The sequence below is a fragment of the Rhizobium sp. Leaf371 genome (genome assembly GCF_001424045.1).
Classification (GTDB): Bacteria; Pseudomonadota; Alphaproteobacteria; order Rhizobiales; family Rhizobiaceae; genus Ferranicluibacter.
On the sequence record NZ_LMQB01000001.1, the window covers coordinates 266,589 to 284,351 of the forward strand.

Genomic DNA, 17,763 nt, shown 5'->3' on the forward strand with positions numbered 1-17,763 from the left:
TGCTGCCTGGCGTGAGATGCCGGATATGACGGATGCGGCATGGGCGATCTGATCGTTGCGGTCGATATCGGGACGGGCAGCGCGCGCGCCGGGATCTTCGATGCCGTGGGCACGCTTCTCGCCCGGGCGGACTACCCGATCCTGATGAACCGGCCGGAAGAAAACCACGCCGAGCATGATTCCGAAAACATCTGGTCGGCCGTCTGCATCGCGGTGAAGACGGCGCGTGCCAAGGCCGGGGTTCCGGCCGAGGCGATCGCCGCCATCGGGTTCGATGCGACCTGTTCGCTCGTCGTGCGGGACCATGACGGCGCGCCGCTCTCCGTCAATCGCAAGGGCGATCCGCGCTGGGACACGATCGTCTGGCTCGACCATCGGGCGATGGCGCAGGCGGATGCCTGCACCGCGACCAAGAATGCCGTGCTTCGGCATTCCGGCAGCGTCATGTCTCCGGAAATGCAGATGCCGAAACTTCTCTGGCTGAAGCAGACCCTGCCGGAGCAGTGGGAGCGGGTCGGCTACCTTTTCGACCTTGCCGATTTCATGTCGTGGCGGGCGACGGGGAGCACGTTGCGGTCGCGCTGCACGCTGACCGCGAAGTGGAACTATCTGAGCCATGCCGGCGGTTGGCAACCGGATTTTCTCGACGCGATCGGGCTCGGCGATCTTCCGGAACGCGGTCGGCTCGACGCCGAGCCGGCGGCTGTCGGCTCGGCGATCGGCCTTCTCACGGCGGAGGCGGCCGCCGATCTCGGGCTTCACGAGGCCTGCCGGGTGGCGACCGGCGTCATCGACGCCTATGCCGGCGCCATCGGCGTTCTCGGCCGGTTCGCCGGGCAGCCGGACGTTCTGGAACGGCAGCTGGCGCTGATCGCGGGGACCTCGAGCTGCATCGTGGCGTTCTCCCGCGAGATGCGCCCCGGCTTCGGCATGTGGGGACCGTATTATGAAGCGGGCTTTGAAGGGCAGTGGCTGATCGAGGGCGGGCAGTCGGCGACCGGCGCCCTGCTCGATCACGTGGTGCGCAGCCACAGTGCCGGCGGGGAGCCGGATGCGGAAATACACGCGCGGATCGTCCTGCGCATCCAGGAATTGCGCGCGGCCTATGGCACGGACTTCGCCGCGCGGCTGCATGTCCTGCCGGACTTTCACGGCAATCGTTCGCCCTTTGCCGATCCGCATGCGCGCGGCGTCATCTCGGGCCTGACGCTCGACAGCTCGTTCGATGCGCTCTGCCGTCTCTACTGGCGGACCTGCGTCGCCATTGCGCTCGGCGTGCGCCACATTCTCGCGATGATGAAGGATGCGGGCTATCACGTCGATACACTGCATGTGACAGGCGGCCATGTGCGCAATCCGCTGTTGATGGACCTCTACAGCGACGCCACCGGATGCCGTGTCGTCGTTCCCGAAACGACGGATGCCGTGCTTCTCGGAACGGCCATGATCGCCTCCGTCGCCGGCGGCCTTTACGGCGATCTTGCCGCTGCGGGAGCGGGCATGAGCCCCGGCGGCTTCGAACGCCGACCGGACCCGGACATGACGGCCGTCTACGACCGCGACTATGCCAAATTCCTCAGCCTCTACCGCCACCGCGCGGAGCTCGAGGCGGACTGAAAGCCTGCAAACCATCGGCTGTTTCGGCAGCGCAAAAAAACTTCGAAAAAAGATGCGAGAGGCCGGAACCAAATTTCGGGCCGCGCATTTATTGGATGTCCGGACCATGGTTCTCATCGCCCCCAATGAGAACCACCCAATAATATCCGGCTTCCAACTCACATGCCCCCTCGGTGAGTTGTCGAATACAGCCAGTGCCTCCCCCCGGCACTGGCTGTTTCTTTTTCAGCACAAAGAACCAGCGACATCGGCTCTGAACGATCCGACCGTACCGGCATGCGTGAAGGAGCGGTGTCCCGCCTTTTGTCGTTGCCAGAAAAGCGGAACCCGTTCTTTCCGACGAGACAGCCTTCAGCCCTCGACGGGATCGAGGATCTCGTATTCGTGGGCGGGGATGGTCAGGTGATATTCGATCCGGTCCGCACGCGTGATGTAGACGGCCTTGCCCGCAATTGCGATGGGGACGACGCGTTCCAGCACGGTCCGGGCAAAGCTCGGCTCGTCGTGATCACGCGTCGTGTCCGGCTCCGGCAAAAGTTCGATCCAGGCGAGTTCGAGGGCCGGCTTGTCGTTGAAGACGGTCTCGAAGCAGTCGAGCGTCAGCGAGTTCACCCCAGCGGCAATCGCCCCGTGAGAGGCCGAGTTGACGATCAGCTCGTGAAGCGCGAGGCCGATATGGAGTGCTGCATTCGGCGAGAGGTGCGCGTCGATGCCGGTCGCGACGATCGGCATTCTCGGTTCCGACCAATAGGCGGCGAACTGCTTTGCGGCGAGCGCAAAGAGAAACGCACCCCGCCAGCTGGAATCGGTCACCAGATCCTGGGAATAGGCGAGCGACTGGATACGGCCTCTGAACTTGACCAGGAAACTATCGAGCGACAGCGCCTGACGCGCGGTCTGCGTCGCGATCCCCTGAATGATGGCAAGCAGGTTTTTCGAGCGATGGCTCAATTCGCGCAGAAGCGTTTTCAGGACGCGCTCGCGATGCCGGGTCTCGGAGATGTCGGTGATGACGGAGAGAATGCCGTCGGTGTCGAGCGCGGTGATCCGTTCGAGATCGATCCGGAACGTCATGAGGCCGGAGGAGGAGGGAAGCTCGACCTCCATGCAGTCGGCCTCGTCCGTCTCGAAGACGGTCTTCTTCAACGCGAGCAGTCGCCTGCCGTCCTCGTCTCCGAGCACGTCGATATCGCCGTTGTGAGCGAGAAGCCCATCGAGCCTTTCCGGCAGATTGCCGGACAACAGCACGTCGAGGGATTCGGACTGGAAGATGTAACCGGCGCCGGTTTTCTTCACGACGCGGTCCAGCAGTCCGATACTCTCTCCAGTCTCGACGGCTCTGCTTGCGCCGGCTGGAGATGTTGAACTGCTTGCGCTGGTCACGCGGGATGCCTCTTCATTCACGACAATACGGGGCGGCTGACGCGTTAACGAGACAAACACGGGTCCGTTCCATCATCTGCGATGATGTTGCGACGTTGCCCGAGCGATCGTTGTCCGATGAGAGAGGCCGCGCCCGGAGAGGCGCGGCCCGAAGAGAGAATGCGAGGGAAAATATGGCCTTGGCTCAGGCCGCGGCCTTGGTCGATTCGTTGAAGAACAGCGCCTGGCTGATCAAGGCCTTGACCATGTCCGGGTTGAACGGCTTGGTCACCAGGAAGGTCGGCTCCGGGCGCTCGCCGGTCAGCAGGCGTTCCGGGAAGGCGGTGATGAAGATGACCGGCACGGCGGAGGTGCGCAGGATCTCGTTCACGGCATCGATGCCCGAGCTGCCGTCTGCGAGCTGGATATCCGCAAGCACCATGCTCGGCTGCGTGGCGTTGAAGAGTGCCACCGCCTCGTCGCGCGTGCGGGCGATGCCGGTCACGCGGTGGCCGAGGCTCTCGACCATCTGCTCGATGTCGATCGCGATCAGCGGCTCGTCCTCGATGATCATGATGTCGGTCGCGACCTGGCGGGAAATCTCCTCGGATGCCCGCTCGATCAACTGCGCCATGCCGCTTTCCGACGTTCCCAGAACTTCTGCCGCTTCGCTGGTGCGAAAACCTTCGACGGAAACGAGGAGGAACGCCTGACGGGCGAGAGGCGAGACCGATGCCAGATTGATGGAGGCGCGCTTTTCCCAGGCGAAGGGAGAAACCGGCTCGGGAATGAGAACCGAAGACGATCCGAACAGCTTGGTATAAAGCTGGAACAGAGCGACGCGGTCGCTGCTCGCCTCGGGGAAGATCGACATATCCGAGATCAACGCCTCCAGAACGGCGGCGACATAGGCATCGCCCGATGTCTGGGACCCGGTCAGTGCGCGGGAATACCGGCGCAGGTAGGGCAGGAACGGAGCGATCCGGGTAGACAATGACATACAAAAACTCCCTCAATCCGGCCGAGGTTATGGCCATGACAGTTATGGGAACGTTGATCCAAAAAAAAGGTTCCGTCGCGGGAACAAATTTTTGCGCCAGGCATTTAGGCTGCGATCACCACGCGAGGTATTTCGTTTTCATGACCGATAAAACTGGGGCAAGTTCTGGAGCCGGCGAACCGGTCCGGGCCGATCATCCACATGCGCAGATCGCCACGAAGCTGCGCGCTCTCTACGTCTCCGTCCAGGAGGAAGCCGTTCCCGATCGCTTCCTCGATCTTCTCGAACAGCTGGACGCCGTCGAGCGTCGTCACGTTCCGGACGTTACGAAATGAGCACCAAGATGACGGCTGAAGAACCCAGTTTCAAGCGCGAGATGCTGGCTGCCCTGCCAAGCCTGCGCGCTTTCGCCATGTCGCTGATCGGCCGGCACGACCGTGCAGACGATCTGGTGCAGGATACCATCATGAAGGCCTGGGCAAAGCAGGACCACTTCGAAATGGGCACCAATATGAAGGCGTGGCTGTTCACGATCCTTCGCAACGAGCTTTACAGCCAGATGCGCAAGCGCGGCCGCGAGGTGCAGGACAGCGACGGCTTCTTCACGGAATCGCTCGCCCAGCATCCCTCGCAATACGGGTCGCTCGATCTTCAGGATTTCAAGCGGGCGCTGAACATGCTGCCGCCCGACCAGCGGGAAGCGATCATTCTGGTCGGCGCCTCCGGCTTTTCCTATGAGGAGGCGGCAGAGATCTGCGGTTGCGCGCTCGGCACCATCAAGAGCCGCGTGAACCGCGCGCGCCAGCGCCTGTCGGACATCCTGCAGGTGACCGGCGAAAACGAATATGGCCCGGATGCAACCTCGGCTCCCCTGACGTCGCGCGCCTTCGTCTCCTGAGGTTTCGAGGGTTGCGTGCCTCCGGTCGGCGCATTGCGAGATGCGCCGATCTCTGAGCTTGTGCCTTTGACCATTGCTGTCATGCACAGGATCATGCAGATTCCGGTCGAACCGATTCATCCCCCCGGCGCCGCGTCAGGCCGAGGGATGCCGCAGGCGAGTGCTGATGACTGAGACCCGACCGGATTTGCTGCCAGATGTCCCCGCGGTCATCATGGACAAACAAAGGCTTGCCGCCTTGCGGTCGCTGCAGCCTGGCCGTCCCGGCATGTCTGCCGAATTCCAGGAGATCGTCGAGGTCGCCGCCGGTATCTTCGATGCGCCGGTCGCGCTGCTCACCCTGATCGACGATCGGCGCGAATGGGTGGTGGCGCGGGTCGGCACGGATCTGTCCGACGTCGATGCCTTTACCTGTTTCGGCGCACATGCGGTCGCCACGCATCCGCTGGCGCCTTTCGTCGTGCGCGATGCCGCGAAGGATCCGCGGTTTGCCGCCCAGGCCTGCGTGGCCGACGGCGTTGGTTTCTATGCGGGCGCGCCGCTGCTGGTCGAGGGCCATGCGGTCGGCATGGTCTGCGTCGTCGATCGTGCGCCGCGCCTTGAGGTGCCGGAGGCGCTGACCCTGCAGTTGCAGCGACTGGCGCGGATCGCATCGCGGCTGATGAGTTTCAAGGAGGATGCGCGTGCCCGCGCCGCGCGGGCCGAGGTGCTCTCGCGCGACGAGAAGCGCCATGCGCAGGCGCTCGAGGCCGCCAATGTGGGCAGCTGGCTGTGGGACGCCGAGACCGGGCAGGTAACCTGCAACGCGGCGATGTCGCGCATGTTCGGCGTGACCGCGACCACGATGAGCGCGCGCGATATCATCGGCTTCATCCATCCCGAAGACCGGGCCGGCATGTTGGACAATCTGCGGGCCGCCATGACGGAAGACGCGGAATATGCAAGCACGTTCCGCGTCGAGACGACGGGGCGCTGGGTGCTGGGCCGAGGCCGGGTGCACGAGCGCGACGCCTCCGGCAAGCCGAAGAGCTTTCTCGGCGTCAATATCGACGTGACGGCCGAGCAGTCCACGACGCAGCGGACCCGCCTGTTGCTGCGGGAGCTCAATCATCGGGTGAAGAACACGCTGGCCATGCTGCAGTCGCTGGCCCGGCAGACGCTGCGCCAGACGAGCGATCCGCAGGAGTTCATGACCGCCTTTGCCGGACGGCTGCAGGCGATCTCGGAGGCGCACGGCCTTCTCTCGGATCATGAATGGGGCGAGATCCGACTGTCGGCGCTGCTCAAGAAGCAGCTTTCGCCGCATGTGCGCGATTACGAGGCCCAGATCGAGATCCACAAGGACGAGATCCTTCTCGGCCCCGATCAGGCCGTTGGCCTCGGTCTGGTGCTCCATGAACTGGCAACCAATGCCTACAAATATGGCGCGCTCTCCGTGCCGAACGGGCGGATCGTGATCACTGCGCGGGGGCATTTGGAAGAGATCGGGCGCGTCCTCAATCTGACCTGGACCGAAGTCGGCGGTCCGCCGGTGAGCGAGCCCGGCCGGCGCGGCTTCGGCTCGATCCTGATCGAGCGCAGCCTCGACAAGGTGATGGGCAGTTCGGTGAAGGTCGAATATCTCGCAGCCGGGGTCACGGCGCTGGTCCGTTTGCCGCTCTAGGTTCCTCATAACGAAAAAAAAGGCCCCGGAGGGCCTTTCTGCAGAGCAGGCTGGTGCGTGTCGGCGCTCAGTCGTCGTTGCGGCCGCGCGTCACGCCAAGCAGTGCGCCGACGGCCATCGCGACGCCCGCCGCCACGAGGGGCTTGCGACGGAAGACGGTGAGGGCCGTGGTCACGGCGACGTTGGTCTTCAGCTGAGACTGGCGTCGGCGCTCGGCCGCACGGCGTTTTTCGGCCGATGCCATGGCCGACATGATGATGAAGAGGACGACCGCGATGGCAACGAACACGCCGCCCATGATGAGAGTTGCCGGAATCGTGCCATAGGCATTGGAAAGCGCGATGGTGCCTGCGACGAGCAAAAAGACGTAGGCGGTCAGTACGAAGACGCCGGCGATCGCCATGAAAATCGCGTTTCGTTTCGTCCGCGCGACGACCGTTGAAATGTCACTGAGTACGACGCCTGACAATAATGCCGCCAAAGACCCCATGCATATTCTCCCTCAAATCCTAAAAAGCCGCCCCTTCGCGAGGGACGGCATTCAAACCCGACGACGGTGGCTTAGCGACGCGACAGCGCGATGAAGGCGATGCCGAGGGCGGCGATGGCGCCGACGGTCGCGAGGGGATGTTCGCGGACGGTGTGGCGAACCTGGCGTTCCGTCGAGGCATACCGATGACGCAGATCCGACAGAAGCTGCTCGGCGCCGTCCATCATGTCGGCAAGGCCGGTTTCGGCCTGTCCGCGCACGTCGCTTGCGCGCGACGAGAGAAGGTTGCCGGCCTTATTGCCGCGCTTGGACACGAGATTGGCAAGCGAGGCGATATCGCTGCGCAGATCGCTCAGCTGGTCTTCGATGGCGCCACCCAGGAGGTGCTGACGCTTGCGGCTGGACGAGCTGGAAAACAGACCGAGGGACATGATGTACTCCTTGTTGCCGCGGGTTCACGACGTTTGCTGACACAGGCGGCCGGACGTGTCCGACCTTGTGCAGCGCAAACGCCGAACACGCCGATTTGTTCCCGGCACGGGCGTGCGCGGGTGACATGCGGGCACCCGGCAGGCGATGGCGGGAGCTTTATGCCATGGTCGTTTGCGGCAGGACGAAGGGGATCCCGGCCGGCGGCGGCACGCTGACCCGCATCGGGCATCCGAAGACGGTCTCCATCATTCCGTCCGTCATGATCGCCTGCGGTGCGCCCGCGGCAACGACGCGGCCCTCTTTCATCATCACCACCTGATCGGCGAACATGGCCGTCAGGTTGAGATCGTGCATGATGGCGACGACACCGCCGCCGCGCCGGCAATAATCCGCCGCAAGCCGCATGATGGTCAGCTGGTGGCGGATGTCGAGGCTCGAGACGGGCTCGTCGAGGAGGAGAAAGGCCGGGCGCCCGTCGCGCACGGGTTCCCAGATCTGGCTGAGCGCGCGGGCGAGCTGGACCCGCTGCTGCTCGCCGCCGGAAAGCTCCTGGTAAAACCGACCGGCAAAGCCGCCGAGATCGACCGCGTCCAGCGCCTCCCGTGCGATGCGGTCCGCAAGACCCGGATCGGCCGACGTGCCGCCGACGCGCGTCGTGGAGGCGCCGACGGTGAGGCCCATGCGCACGATCTCGCGCACGGTGAAGGGAAACGAGATGACGCTGGCCTGCGGGAGAACCGCGCGGCGGGTGGCGAGCTGCCAGGGTTTCAAGCTGCGGATGTCCTCGCCGCCGATCAGCACCCGGCCATCGCAGGCGATCTCGCCGGCAAGCGCCTTCATCGTCGTCGTCTTGCCGGAGCCGTTGGGGCCGACGATGGCTGTGAGCGCGCCCGCGCGGGCCGTGAGGCTGATATCGTGGAGCACGGTCTTGCTGCCCAGGCGAACGGTGACGTCCAGCGCTTCGATCATCGGTGTCACAAGCCCATCTGCGTGCGACCGCGCAGCAGGATCCAGAGAAAGAATGGCGCCCCGGCAAAGGCGGTGATGATGCCGATCGGCAGTTCGGCCGGCGGCACGATGGTGCGGGCAACCATGTCGGCGACGATCAGCAGGGTGCCGCCGAGGAGGGCGGAGGCCGGCAGGAGGTAACGATTGTCGGGGCCGATCAGCAGGCGTAGCACATGCGGCACGACGATGCCGACGAAGCCGATGCCGCCGCTGACCGCGACGGCCGCACCCGTGGACGCGGCGACGGTGACGACGGCGACCGTTTTCAGCCGCTGGACCGGAACGCCCATGTGGAAGGCCGCGGCTTCCCCCAAGGTCAGGGCATTGAGGCCGCGCGCGAGGAACGGCACGACGGCGAGCGAGAGCAGGATGATGGGCGCGGCACCCGCGATCTTCGTCCAGCTGGCGCCGGCCAGCGAACCGAGCCCCCAAAAGGTCAGGTCGCGCAACTGCTTGTCGTCGGCGACGAAGATGAGCACGCCCGTCACGGCGCCCGCAAGGGCCGCGAGTGCCACCCCGGCCAGCAGCATGGTTGCGACCGAGGTCTGGCCGCCGCGGGTGGCGATCCGGTAGAGGAGGAAGGTCGTCAGCAAGGCGCCGAGGAAGGCTGCGACCGGCAGGGCATAGATACCGACCAGCGCGAAGAGCGGGCCGAAGACGGATGCGCCGAGCACGATGGTGAGCACGGCGCCGAGACCCGCTCCGGCGGACACGCCGACGAGACCGGGATCGGCCAGCGGGTTGCGGAACAGGCCCTGCATGACCGCCCCGGAGACGGCAAGCGCCGCCCCCACCAGGAGGCCGAGCACGGCGCGGGGCAGGCGGATATCGAGGATGATGATGCGATCCCGCAGGCTGAGCGCGGCCTCCGCGGTTTCCGTGCCGGTGAGCCAGCGCAGGAGGTTGCCGACCGAGGCATCGGCGGCACCGGTCATGACCGACGCGCCGAAGGCGAACGAGGTGACGATGACGAGAACCAGGATCAACAGACGCGCAAGGCGCGAGCGATCGCCCGCCGCCCAGTCTGCCCGCAGGCCGGCAAAGGGAGAGACGCGCCGCGGATCGGGGGCCATGATATCGCCCGTGACGGCGTTACTGGGATGCATTCGCTTTTCCGTAGATGGCGGCGTTCAGCTCGCGCACCGCGCTCGCCGTGCGCGGACCGAAGCCGAGGAGATGCAGGCCGTCCATGCGGATGACGCTCTTTTTCGCGGCCGCAGGCGTCAGGGCAAGCGCCGGCTGCCTGAAAAGCTCCTCGTCCGAGGCGCCGTGCGATCCGCCCCGCGTCATCATCAGCACCACATCCGGCTTGGCCTCGATGATGGCCTCGTCGGTCACGGGCTTGTACCCCTGGAAACTCTTCGTCGCATTGACGGCGCCGGAAAGCTGCACGATGGCATCGGCCGCCGTGCCATTGCCCGCCGCCATGATCTTGCCGCCCTGCATGCTGAGGATGAACAGCACGCGCTTGCGCCCGGTTTCCGGGCGGGCCTCGGCTGCAGCCACGGCCGCATCGAGGTCCGCCTTGACCTTTGCGGCGAGCGTGTTCGCCTTGTCCTCGACCCCGAGGACGGCGCCGACGCGCACGATCTTTGCGACGATGCCGGCGCCGTCGTAGCGTTCCGGCACGGTCTCCATCGGGATGGCGGCGTTCTTGAGGATGGCGAGGGTTTCGGGCGGGCCGCTGCCTTCGACGGTCAGAATGGCGGTCGGATTGGTGGCCATGATGCCTTCCGGAGAGAGCTGGCGCATGTAGCCGACATCCGGAACCTTCGTTGCCGCTTGCGGGTAGATGCTGGTGGAGTCGCGTCCGACCAGCCGTTTCTCTTCGCCCAGCGCATAGATGATCTCCGTCACGTCGCCGCCGACGGAGACGAGGCGGGAGGTGTCGATGGGTTTGGCGTCCTTTGCGACCGCAGGCGCGCTCATGGCGAGCGGGATTGCGAGCGGGGTGGCGAGAACGAGCAGGGAAAGGACGGCGCGAAGCCGCAGGTCTGATCGCAGGGTCATGGATCGGCTCCTCAGGCAGCGACGGTGAGATCGAGGCGCGGCAGGGCCTCCATGATGGCGCGCCATTCCTCGCGTTCGGCGACGCCTTCCTTGCGCTTGCCGAAGAACTGGATGACCATTTCGCCACGCGCGTCCAGCGCTTCGAGCGAGGTCACATGCCCATCGGCCGTCGGCTTGCGCACCGCCCAGATCTCGGCGAGCTGGTCCGTGCGCAGGTGGAGGTGGAAGGTCGGATCCATGACGTTGAGCCAGGGGCCCATGGACTTGATGGCCGCGACCGGACCGGAATGGATCTGGATGATGCCCTGATTGCCGACGAAGCACATCAGGGGCAGGGCGACCGCTGCCGAGGCGCGCAGCATCGCCGCGATGGAACCGGCATCGAGCTGCCAGGCATAATCGTCGCCGATCGCGTGCAGGGCCGCGCGCCGCTCGATCTTCAGCTTGCGCAGGAGGCCGTGGAACTGGTGCGTGTCGGTCATCCGGCTCCAGCCGTCGCGCAGGCCGTCGAGATCGACCGCCTCGGTCTCGGTCTCGATGACGGGCGCCAGCGCTTCCGGGGTGAAGGTCTGCGACTGATCCTCCAGCGTGAAATCCTTCACCAGGCGGTGATAGGCCTCGAGATTGGAGGCCGGCCGCAGATGGACCTTGTGCACCGCCGTTCCCTGCCGGTCGAAATACTGCAGGCTGCGGCGGACATCGTCGCCATCCGTTTTCGTGACGGCGAAGGCATGGGCCCAGGCGCCGGGGAAGACCCGCAGGTCGATGTTCTCGCCGAGTACGATGGAAGCGCCCTTGCCGGTCTTCGGCGCTTCGAACACGCCGATCTTCTCGTGGACGGCGCTCTCGTTGCGCGTCAGCGCCATGACCTCGCCGAGCTGCGGGGCAAATTCAAGCAGGCGGTTGGCATCCGAATCGATCCGGACCGCCGTCAGTCCGCATTCGGCCGCCACGAGCGCCGCTTCGGAGATGCCGAGCTGCGCTGCGATCTCGCGTTCGCGCATCTTCGGGTGTTCCGCCCTGTAGGCGCGGATGTCTGCGGGCGTGGGAGCTGTCGGTTCGGTCATGGTTCACTGCCTGGTTCGGGGCCGGTTCAGGGGCTTTTTCACGGGAAAGGCGCTGCTGTGCGGGTTCATTCGCGCGCCTTCTATCTTGACTTTATAACTCATCTTTTAATATGGACGCAATATGCCGGCAACGTTCCGTCGAGAACGACATGCAGGCCAGACCATCTTTTCGGAGCTCTGCACCATGATCCGCCGCCCCCTGTCGCGCCTCGTTGTCCTGTCCACGCTCGCGCTGACGGCGCCGTTTTCGCCGGCGGCGGCGCAAGGTCCCGAGGCTGCGGCTGCGGCTGCCGCCACCGGACTTTCGGTCGAGCTGAACGATGTCGCGACCTCCGAGCGTGGCTGCAAGCTGACCTTCGTTGCCGGCAACGATCTGGCGCAGCCGCTCTCCAAGGTGTCGTTCGAATTCGTGCTGTTCGACCAGAAGGGACGCGTCGAGCGGATGGCGGTTCTCGATTTCCGCGATCTCCCGGCCGGCAAGACGAAGGTGCGGCAGTTCGATCTGGCGGGAACGAAATGCGATGCGCTGGGCAGCCTGCTGATCAACGATGCGCCGGTCTGCTCCGGCGAAGGCATCGACAAGAGTGCCTGCATGCAGGGCCTGCGAACCGGCTCGAAATCGCCTGTGGGCCTGAAGGGCTGAGGCAACGGCGGATACAGCTGAGCAAGGATCGGAACGAAGGATGCAAAAAGCGGTAAAATGGGCGATGGCCCTTTCCTTCTCTGTGGCGGCCCATGCCGGTGCAGCCATCGCCTTCCTGCCGGATGCGCCACCGCCCCCGCTTGCGGCGACGCAGGGTGGCGAGGAGATGGAGATCGCGCTTCTCGGAAATGCGTTCGAGGAGACCGTTGAGTCCGGCGCGATCAGCGATACGATCACCCCCGTGGAAACGCCGCCCGAGGAGGTCGCGACAATTCAGCCCGAGACGACGGAGGTCGAGACGGAGACGCTGACGACGACGCCGCCCGCGGAGACGGTATCCGAGGTCTTGCCCGACACGGTCCCGACAGACGCCGATGTCATTCTTCCCGCGGATGCCTTGCCGCCGGTCGCAACCGATGCGCCCGAGGTCGTCGCCGCGCTGCCGCCGGTCGCGACGGTTATTCCGGAGACGCGGCCCGAGACACCGCCCGACGTGGCGGACACGCCGCCGGTGCGCAAGGTCCCGCCCGTCAAGCCCGTGACGAAGAAGGCCGAGGTCGAGAAGCCGAAGAAGAAGCCGGAGCCGATCAAGTCCGGCCAGCAAGGCCAGGCGGAGACCCGGAACACCAAGGGCCGTTCCGATGGCTCGGAGGTTGCGTCCGCGAGCAGCTCGGGCAAGGGAACGCGCGCGCGTTCGGCCGGCAACGCGTCCTTTTCGAATTTCGAGGGCAAGGTTCGCAGTGCCCTTCAGCGTGCCGTCCGCTATCCCTCCCGCGCCGAAAGCAAGGGTGTGAAGGGCGTCGTGCAGGTCCAGTTCCTGGTCGCCGCCAATGGCAGCGTCAGCGGCCCCAAGGTCACGCGGAGCAGCGGCTCGCCGGTTCTCGACAGTGCGGCTCTGGATGCGGCCCGTCGGATGCGGTCCCCGAAAATCCCGGAAGACTCCGGACGATCGTCATGGCTCTTCACCATTCCCATCACCTTTACACGATGAAGACCTGAGCGGCCGATGCCGCACGAGACGCCGGAATAAAATATGATAGAAACTATCATGTTTTAACTTTACTCAGTTTGTCAGGTTTACTAGGGTCGCGGCGGAAGAGGCGGCGCAGAACGTGCCGGCAGATGGAACCCGGAGAACCCCATGGGCGACAAGCGTCAGCAGCAGCGGACAAAACAGAAGCGCAGCGCGAGCCCGACGCCTGCAGCACCCGCAGTGCAGGAGCCCCAGGCCCTCGACGTCCGCAGCTTTCTCTATGTCGGCGGACGCGATTGTCAGGTGGCGCATCTTCGCCAGATCGCCAGCAATTTCGGCGCGGAACTGATCCATCACGATGGCGGCCTGCGCGAAGCCGTCTCCCGGATCGACAACGTGCTTCCCTCCGTCGATTGCGTGTTCTGCCCGATCGACTGCATCAGCCACGATGCCTGCCTGCGGGTGAAGACCGGCTGCAAGAAATTCGGCAAGGCCTTCGTGCCGCTGCGCAACGGCAGCAAGTCGAGCCTGGAGCGTGCGCTGCACGATCTGAAGGCTGCGCGGTCGCGCGCGAACTGAGGCGCTGCCCGATGCCGGACGCTCCGCGTTTTTCGCCCCTCGGGCTTCACCCGGCCGCGTGTCTCGCGCCGTTGCGCGCCTTGAGCGCGACGCCGGGGCCGGGCGCCAACGTCGTGCCGTTCCTGCCGCGGCGGGCACGCTCCTGCCGATCGGGACTTGCGCCCGGGAAGCGCGCCGTTATCTCTCTCTTTCCGCAGGGCAGCGACGCTGCCGTGCCAGAGCGCGTATCGAAGGACATGTGAAGCGATGTATTTTGCCATGAACCGGTTCCGGATTGCCCTCGGCCACGAAGAGGCCTTCGAGGCGATCTGGAAGAACCGCGACTCGAGTCTCGCCGAGAACCCGGGCTTCAAGGAGTTTCGCCTGCTGCGCGGCGAAACCCATCCGGAGGAAGGCTACACGCTGTTCGTCTCTTCCTCGATCTGGAACAGCCGTGACGATTTCGTCGCCTGGACCAAATCCGAGAATTTTCGTGCGGCCCATCGCAATGCCGGCGACAATCGTGCGCTCTATCTCGGCCCGCCGAAATTCGAGGGTTTTTCCGTCGTAGAGGGTGCTTGAAGCGCCTGCCGGCCTGATTCCGGCGATGCCGACAAGCTCTTCAAAAGATTGACCTTCTTTGTTCGACGGCGGAAGCTGTTCGCGCTCAGGGCCGCTTCGGCAGCAAGGCGCTGACGAAAATCAGGGCCCATCCCGCCATCATGAGAACGCCGCCGAGCGGCGCCGACATGGGGAAGAGGCCGTGGCCCGTGATGTGGCGCAGCACGAGATCCCCGGCAAAGATGGCGGTTCCAAGCGCCATGGCCGTGCCGGCCGCCGCCCCGAGCCGGATGTTTCGTCCGGCGCCTGCCAGCGCCAGAAGTGCCGGGGCATGCGCGAGGCACATTGCGGAGGCGCCGCCGAGAAGGCGCGGGTCCGCGCCATGCGAGGCTGCCGCCGCAAGGGCGACACCGGAGAGGCCGAGAAGGCCGGACGCGGCGAGAAGAAGGGACGGCATGCGGTCGGCCATAGCTCAGCCCTCCCGGTTGTGCATGTGATGCGCGAGCCGTGTGACCGGCTCCAGAATGATCTTGCGAAGCTCCGGATGCGCGACGCTTTCTTCCAAGGCCTGACGGAAGCAGAACAGCCAGCCTTCGATCTCTTCCGGACCGATGGACGCGCCGAAGTGCCGTCGGCGGAGCATCGGGTGGCCATGCTTGTCGGTGTAGAGCGGCGGTCCGCCCAGCCATCCGGTGAGATAGTCGTAAAGCTTGGCCTCGCTGCCGGCCAGCGACGGCGGATGCACGGCTCGGCAGGCGGCCGCCTCGGGCGCGGCGTCCATGATTTCGTAGAAACGGTGCGTCAGCGCCCGCACGGTCGCATCGCCGCCGATCGCGTCGTAGAGGGTGGTGCTGCGGGTATCGTCCATGGCGGGCACTCTGGCTTACTGTCGGGAGAGAGGTCTTCATCGCTCCGGTGAACCTCTTAAACCCGATTGGCAGGCAGGAGAAGATTCGCCAGCCGATTCAATTGGTCGCTGGCGCGCGCGTACAAAATGAATCGGATGCACAGACCGAAAAGACATGTCGGCGCGGTGCGGCCCTTGACCCGGTCCCGGGCCCGACCCAAGATCGGGTTTCCCCTGCGCGGAGGCCGTCTTGAACCCCCTGATGCTCTATGCCGTGCTGGTCGTCGCCATCGTCTTCGAGGTGCTCGGCACCTCGGCCATGCAGGCGGCCCAGCACTTTTCCAAGCTCGGGCCGACGCTGGTCATGATCGGCTGCTATGCGGTCGCGTTCTTCTGTCTGTCTTACACGCTGCGCGCCATTCCCGTCGGCATCGCCTATGCCATCTGGAGCGGCCTCGGCATCGTCCTGATCTCCATCGTCGGCGTCGTGGCCTTCGGCCAGAGGCTCGATCTTCCCGCCGTGCTCGGGCTCGGGTTGATCATCTCGGGCGTCATCGTCATCAACGTGTTTTCGAAATCGACGGTCCACTGATCGACCTGTCGATCGGCGCCTGATCATTGCGTTTTCCGTCTCTTGTCCTTTGCCGAAATGCGGTTTATCGCTGCCTCCTGCAAGCGCTTTGGATCGCCGTCGAGAGGCCTCGCGCGGAACCTTTTCCGGCGTCGGGCCTTGCTGGTTCTGGGGACGTTTTCAAGTTTTTTCAGGAGATGATTATGACCATTCGTGCCGTCGTCTGGGGCGAGAATATCCACGAGCATACGAATGCGATCGTCGGTGGCGTCTACCCGAACGGGATGCACACCGCGATCGCCGCCGGCCTCAACGAGCATCCGAACATCGAGGCGACGACCGCAACGCTGCAGGAGCCGGAGCATGGCCTCTCGCAGGATCGCCTGGCCAAGACCGACGTGCTCCTATGGTGGGGGCACAAGGCGCACGGCGACGTCGCGGACGAGATCGTCGAGCGTGTCGCCAAGCGCGTCTGGGAAGGCATGGGGCTGATCGTGTTGCATTCCGGCCATTTCGCAAAGCCGTTCAAGCGCCTGATGGGAACGCCCTGCGCGCTGAAATGGCGCGAGGCGGGCGAGCGCGAGCGCGTCTGGGTCGTCAATCCGCGTCATCCGATCGCCGAGGGCCTGGACGACAATTTCGTGCTTGAGAACGAGGAAATGTATGGCGAGCAGTTCTCCGTGCCGGAACCGCTGGAAACGGTCTTCATCTCATGGTTCGCCGGCGGCGAAGTGTTTCGCTCGGGCCTCACATGGCGTCGCGGGGCCGGCAACATCTTCTATTTCCGTCCGGGCCACGAGACCTATCCGACCTATTACGATGCCAATGTGAAGACCGTTTTGAAGAACGCGGTGCGCTGGGCCTACAATCCGCAAGGGGCGCTGACGTCGATCCACGACGCGCCGAACGTACCGGTCGAGCAGGCGCTGGAGCCGATCGTCGAGCGCGGTCCGCGCCTGCACAAGGCCGGCGAAGAGGGATACAAGTGATGGCGCCGATCCGGATCCTCATTCTCGGCACGGGCGGGATGGCGAACACGCATGCGATGAATTTCGAGACGATCGCCGACGCCGTGCTGGTGGCGGCGGTCGATGTGGATCTCGCGCGCGTGCGCGCGTTTGCGCTGCGGCACGATATTCCCACGACCTTCACCTCGCTGGACGAAGCGATTGCCTGGGGCGAATTCGATGCCGTCGCGAACGTGACGCCCGACCGCGTGCATCATGCGACGACGTTGGCGCTGCTCGCGGCCGGCAAGCACGTGCTGTGCGAGAAGCCGCTGGCCGAAGATTTCGCCAAGGCCGACGAAATGGCGACGGCGGCGGAGACATCCGGCCTCGTGACGATGGTGAACCTGACCTATCGCAATGTCGCCGCCGTGCAGACGGCGCGGCAGCTGGTGATCTCCGGCGAGATCGGGCAGGTGCGCCACATCGAGGCCTCCTACCTGCAGAGCTGGCTCGTCTCCAAGGCCTGGGGCGACTGGGCGAGCGAGTCGCAATGGCTGTGGCGGCTGTCGACCAAGCACGGCTCGAATGGCGTTCTGGGCGATGTCGGCATCCACATTCTCGACTTCGTCGGCTATGGCGCGGCGACCGAGATCGACCATGTCTTCGCGCGGCTGAAGACCTTCGACAAGGCGCCGGGCAACCGGATCGGCGAGTACGATCTCGATGCGAACGACAGCTTTACCATGACGGCCGAGTTTACCAACGGGGCCATGGGCGTCATCCATGCCAGCCGCTGGGCCGTCGGCCACCTCAATGAGCTGCGTCTGCGGGTGCATGGCGACAAGGGTGCGCTGGAGGTGGTGCACATGCCCGACGGCTCGACGTTGCGCGCCTGCCTCGGCGCGGATGTGGAGAAGGGTGTCTGGCAGAGCATCGATCCCGGCACCGTGTTCACCAACTACCAGCGCTTCATCGACGCCATCAAGATCGGCAAGACCGCCGAGCCCGGCTTCCGCCACGCCGCCGACCTGCAGAAGGTGCTGGATCTGGCGCTGGTGACGGAGCGGGAGCGGCGCGAGATGGCGGTTTCGGGGAATTGACGATTCCAACGTC

At 65.0% G+C, this 17,763-nt stretch carries 21 protein-coding genes; 11 read left to right on the forward strand and 10 right to left on the reverse strand.

From position 1 onward, the window contains the following. Positions 1–39 precede the first annotated feature (39 nt). Positions 40–1,617 (forward strand): FGGY-family carbohydrate kinase, encoded by a 1,578-nt coding sequence (locus tag ASG39_RS01130; RefSeq protein ID WP_062592023.1) that lies wholly within the window; start codon positions 40–42, stop codon positions 1,615–1,617. Between the two features lie 351 nt (positions 1,618–1,968). Here the strand turns inward: ASG39_RS01130 and ASG39_RS01135 are convergent, their stop codons facing one another. Together ASG39_RS01135 and ASG39_RS01140 are read right to left on the reverse strand one after the other, a co-directional pair. Beyond that, entirely contained in the window at positions 1,969–2,913 is a 945-nt protein-coding gene (locus tag ASG39_RS01135) for a sensor histidine kinase (protein ID WP_244481090.1), read from the reverse strand. 271 nt (positions 2,914–3,184) lie between these two features. After that, on the reverse strand, positions 3,185–3,979 hold the full coding sequence (locus tag ASG39_RS01140; protein ID WP_062476437.1) for a response regulator: 795 nt from the start codon (positions 3,977–3,979) through the stop codon (positions 3,185–3,187). A gap of 140 nt (positions 3,980–4,119) precedes the next feature. Here ASG39_RS01140 and ASG39_RS22975 point away from each other — a divergent pair, with 140 nt between their 5' ends. The 3 genes from ASG39_RS22975 to ASG39_RS01155 all read left to right on the forward strand — a co-directional run bounded on the left by ASG39_RS22975 (position 4,120) and on the right by ASG39_RS01155 (position 6,540). Continuing rightward, positions 4,120–4,314 carry a NepR family anti-sigma factor gene (locus ASG39_RS22975; RefSeq protein WP_082476817.1) on the forward strand — a complete coding sequence of 65 codons (195 nt, stop codon included), beginning with the start codon at positions 4,120–4,122 and terminating at the stop codon, positions 4,312–4,314. 8 nt (positions 4,315–4,322) lie between these two features. After that, positions 4,323–4,877, forward strand: coding sequence for an RNA polymerase sigma factor (locus ASG39_RS01150; protein WP_062477108.1), 555 nt, complete (start codon positions 4,323–4,325; stop codon positions 4,875–4,877). A gap of 166 nt (positions 4,878–5,043) precedes the next feature. Further along, entirely contained in the window at positions 5,044–6,540 is a 1,497-nt protein-coding gene (locus ASG39_RS01155) for an HWE histidine kinase domain-containing protein (protein ID WP_062592027.1), read from the forward strand. Between the two features lie 67 nt (positions 6,541–6,607). Here the strand turns inward: ASG39_RS01155 and ASG39_RS01160 are convergent, their stop codons facing one another. The 6 genes from ASG39_RS01160 to ASG39_RS01185 all read right to left on the reverse strand — a co-directional run bounded on the left by ASG39_RS01160 (position 6,608) and on the right by ASG39_RS01185 (position 11,547). Further along, positions 6,608–7,030 (reverse strand): phage holin family protein, encoded by a 423-nt coding sequence (locus ASG39_RS01160; RefSeq protein WP_082476819.1) that lies wholly within the window; start codon positions 7,028–7,030, stop codon positions 6,608–6,610. Positions 7,031–7,101: 71 nt separating this feature from the next. After that, positions 7,102–7,461 (reverse strand): hypothetical protein, encoded by a 360-nt coding sequence (locus ASG39_RS01165; RefSeq protein WP_062592030.1) that lies wholly within the window; start codon positions 7,459–7,461, stop codon positions 7,102–7,104. A gap of 157 nt (positions 7,462–7,618) precedes the next feature. Continuing rightward, positions 7,619–8,431: a heme ABC transporter ATP-binding protein gene (locus tag ASG39_RS01170; RefSeq protein WP_062592032.1), complete on the reverse strand. Its 813-nt coding sequence runs from the start codon at positions 8,429–8,431 to the stop codon at positions 7,619–7,621. 5 nt (positions 8,432–8,436) lie between these two features. Continuing rightward, the gene (locus ASG39_RS01175; protein ID WP_062593289.1) at positions 8,437–9,543 is read right to left on the reverse strand and encodes an iron ABC transporter permease; all 1,107 of its coding nucleotides are present in this window, start codon (positions 9,541–9,543) and stop codon (positions 8,437–8,439) included. Between the two features lie 19 nt (positions 9,544–9,562). Further along, positions 9,563–10,480 carry an ABC transporter substrate-binding protein gene (locus ASG39_RS01180; RefSeq protein ID WP_062592035.1) on the reverse strand — a complete coding sequence of 306 codons (918 nt, stop codon included), beginning with the start codon at positions 10,478–10,480 and terminating at the stop codon, positions 9,563–9,565. An 11-nt stretch (positions 10,481–10,491) separates the two neighbouring features. After that, positions 10,492–11,547, reverse strand: a complete 1,056-nt coding sequence (locus tag ASG39_RS01185; RefSeq protein WP_062592037.1) for a hemin-degrading factor — start codon at positions 11,545–11,547, stop codon at positions 10,492–10,494. 184 nt (positions 11,548–11,731) lie between these two features. Between ASG39_RS01185 and ASG39_RS01190 the strand changes: the two genes are divergently transcribed. From ASG39_RS01190 to ASG39_RS01205, 4 genes are all read left to right on the forward strand, one after another. Continuing rightward, positions 11,732–12,190, forward strand: coding sequence for a hypothetical protein (locus tag ASG39_RS01190; RefSeq protein ID WP_244481091.1), 459 nt, complete (start codon positions 11,732–11,734; stop codon positions 12,188–12,190). A gap of 40 nt (positions 12,191–12,230) precedes the next feature. Further along, positions 12,231–13,181 carry an energy transducer TonB gene (locus ASG39_RS01195; protein ID WP_156467971.1) on the forward strand — a complete coding sequence of 317 codons (951 nt, stop codon included), beginning with the start codon at positions 12,231–12,233 and terminating at the stop codon, positions 13,179–13,181. Positions 13,182–13,331: 150 nt separating this feature from the next. Then, positions 13,332–13,742, forward strand: a complete 411-nt coding sequence (locus ASG39_RS01200) for a DUF2325 domain-containing protein (RefSeq protein ID WP_062592040.1) — start codon at positions 13,332–13,334, stop codon at positions 13,740–13,742. 246 nt (positions 13,743–13,988) lie between these two features. Next, entirely contained in the window at positions 13,989–14,303 is a 315-nt protein-coding gene (locus ASG39_RS01205; RefSeq protein WP_062592042.1) for an antibiotic biosynthesis monooxygenase, read from the forward strand. Positions 14,304–14,388: 85 nt separating this feature from the next. Here the strand turns inward: ASG39_RS01205 and ASG39_RS01210 are convergent, their stop codons facing one another. Further along, positions 14,389–14,751: a DUF423 domain-containing protein gene (locus tag ASG39_RS01210; protein ID WP_062592044.1), complete on the reverse strand. Its 363-nt coding sequence runs from the start codon at positions 14,749–14,751 to the stop codon at positions 14,389–14,391. 3 nt (positions 14,752–14,754) lie between these two features. Next, the gene (locus tag ASG39_RS01215) at positions 14,755–15,150 is read right to left on the reverse strand and encodes a globin (RefSeq protein ID WP_062592046.1); all 396 of its coding nucleotides are present in this window, start codon (positions 15,148–15,150) and stop codon (positions 14,755–14,757) included. Between the two features lie 229 nt (positions 15,151–15,379). On the opposite strand from ASG39_RS01215, the gene ASG39_RS01220 reads away from it, so the two are divergent. The 3 genes from ASG39_RS01220 to ASG39_RS01230 all read left to right on the forward strand — a co-directional run bounded on the left by ASG39_RS01220 (position 15,380) and on the right by ASG39_RS01230 (position 17,750). Beyond that, the gene (locus ASG39_RS01220) at positions 15,380–15,721 is read left to right on the forward strand and encodes an SMR family transporter (RefSeq protein ID WP_062592048.1); all 342 of its coding nucleotides are present in this window, start codon (positions 15,380–15,382) and stop codon (positions 15,719–15,721) included. A gap of 182 nt (positions 15,722–15,903) precedes the next feature. Beyond that, positions 15,904–16,689, forward strand: a complete 786-nt coding sequence (locus tag ASG39_RS01225) for a ThuA domain-containing protein (RefSeq protein WP_062592050.1) — start codon at positions 15,904–15,906, stop codon at positions 16,687–16,689. An 8-nt stretch (positions 16,690–16,697) separates the two neighbouring features. Next, positions 16,698–17,750: a Gfo/Idh/MocA family oxidoreductase gene (locus ASG39_RS01230; protein WP_062593293.1), complete on the forward strand. Its 1,053-nt coding sequence runs from the start codon at positions 16,698–16,700 to the stop codon at positions 17,748–17,750. Positions 17,751–17,763 lie beyond the last annotated feature (13 nt).

Excerpts from the sequence above, each read along its gene's own strand:
- ASG39_RS01130 (WP_062592023.1), top strand. The coding sequence starts at position 40 with ATGGGCGATCTGATCGTTGCGGTCGATATCGGGACGGGCAGCGCGCGC.
- ASG39_RS01140 (WP_062476437.1), bottom strand. The coding sequence starts at position 3,979 with ATGTCATTGTCTACCCGGATCGCTCCGTTCCTGCCCTACCTGCGCCGG.
- ASG39_RS22975 (WP_082476817.1), top strand. The coding sequence starts at position 4,120 with ATGACCGATAAAACTGGGGCAAGTTCTGGAGCCGGCGAACCGGTCCGG.
- ASG39_RS01150 (WP_062477108.1), top strand. The coding sequence starts at position 4,323 with ATGACGGCTGAAGAACCCAGTTTCAAGCGCGAGATGCTGGCTGCCCTG.
- ASG39_RS01155 (WP_062592027.1), top strand. The coding sequence starts at position 5,044 with ATGACTGAGACCCGACCGGATTTGCTGCCAGATGTCCCCGCGGTCATC.
- ASG39_RS01160 (WP_082476819.1), bottom strand. The coding sequence starts at position 7,030 with ATGGGGTCTTTGGCGGCATTATTGTCAGGCGTCGTACTCAGTGACATT.
- ASG39_RS01165 (WP_062592030.1), bottom strand. The coding sequence starts at position 7,461 with ATGTCCCTCGGTCTGTTTTCCAGCTCGTCCAGCCGCAAGCGTCAGCAC.
- ASG39_RS01170 (WP_062592032.1), bottom strand. The coding sequence starts at position 8,431 with ATGATCGAAGCGCTGGACGTCACCGTTCGCCTGGGCAGCAAGACCGTG.
- ASG39_RS01175 (WP_062593289.1), bottom strand. The coding sequence starts at position 9,543 with ATGGCCCCCGATCCGCGGCGCGTCTCTCCCTTTGCCGGCCTGCGGGCA.
- ASG39_RS01180 (WP_062592035.1), bottom strand. The coding sequence starts at position 10,480 with ATGACCCTGCGATCAGACCTGCGGCTTCGCGCCGTCCTTTCCCTGCTC.
- ASG39_RS01185 (WP_062592037.1), bottom strand. The coding sequence starts at position 11,547 with ATGACCGAACCGACAGCTCCCACGCCCGCAGACATCCGCGCCTACAGG.
- ASG39_RS01190 (WP_244481091.1), top strand. The coding sequence starts at position 11,732 with ATGATCCGCCGCCCCCTGTCGCGCCTCGTTGTCCTGTCCACGCTCGCG.
- ASG39_RS01195 (WP_156467971.1), top strand. The coding sequence starts at position 12,231 with ATGCAAAAAGCGGTAAAATGGGCGATGGCCCTTTCCTTCTCTGTGGCG.
- ASG39_RS01200 (WP_062592040.1), top strand. The coding sequence starts at position 13,332 with ATGGGCGACAAGCGTCAGCAGCAGCGGACAAAACAGAAGCGCAGCGCG.
- ASG39_RS01205 (WP_062592042.1), top strand. The coding sequence starts at position 13,989 with ATGTATTTTGCCATGAACCGGTTCCGGATTGCCCTCGGCCACGAAGAG.
- ASG39_RS01210 (WP_062592044.1), bottom strand. The coding sequence starts at position 14,751 with ATGGCCGACCGCATGCCGTCCCTTCTTCTCGCCGCGTCCGGCCTTCTC.
- ASG39_RS01215 (WP_062592046.1), bottom strand. The coding sequence starts at position 15,150 with ATGGACGATACCCGCAGCACCACCCTCTACGACGCGATCGGCGGCGAT.
- ASG39_RS01225 (WP_062592050.1), top strand. The coding sequence starts at position 15,904 with ATGACCATTCGTGCCGTCGTCTGGGGCGAGAATATCCACGAGCATACG.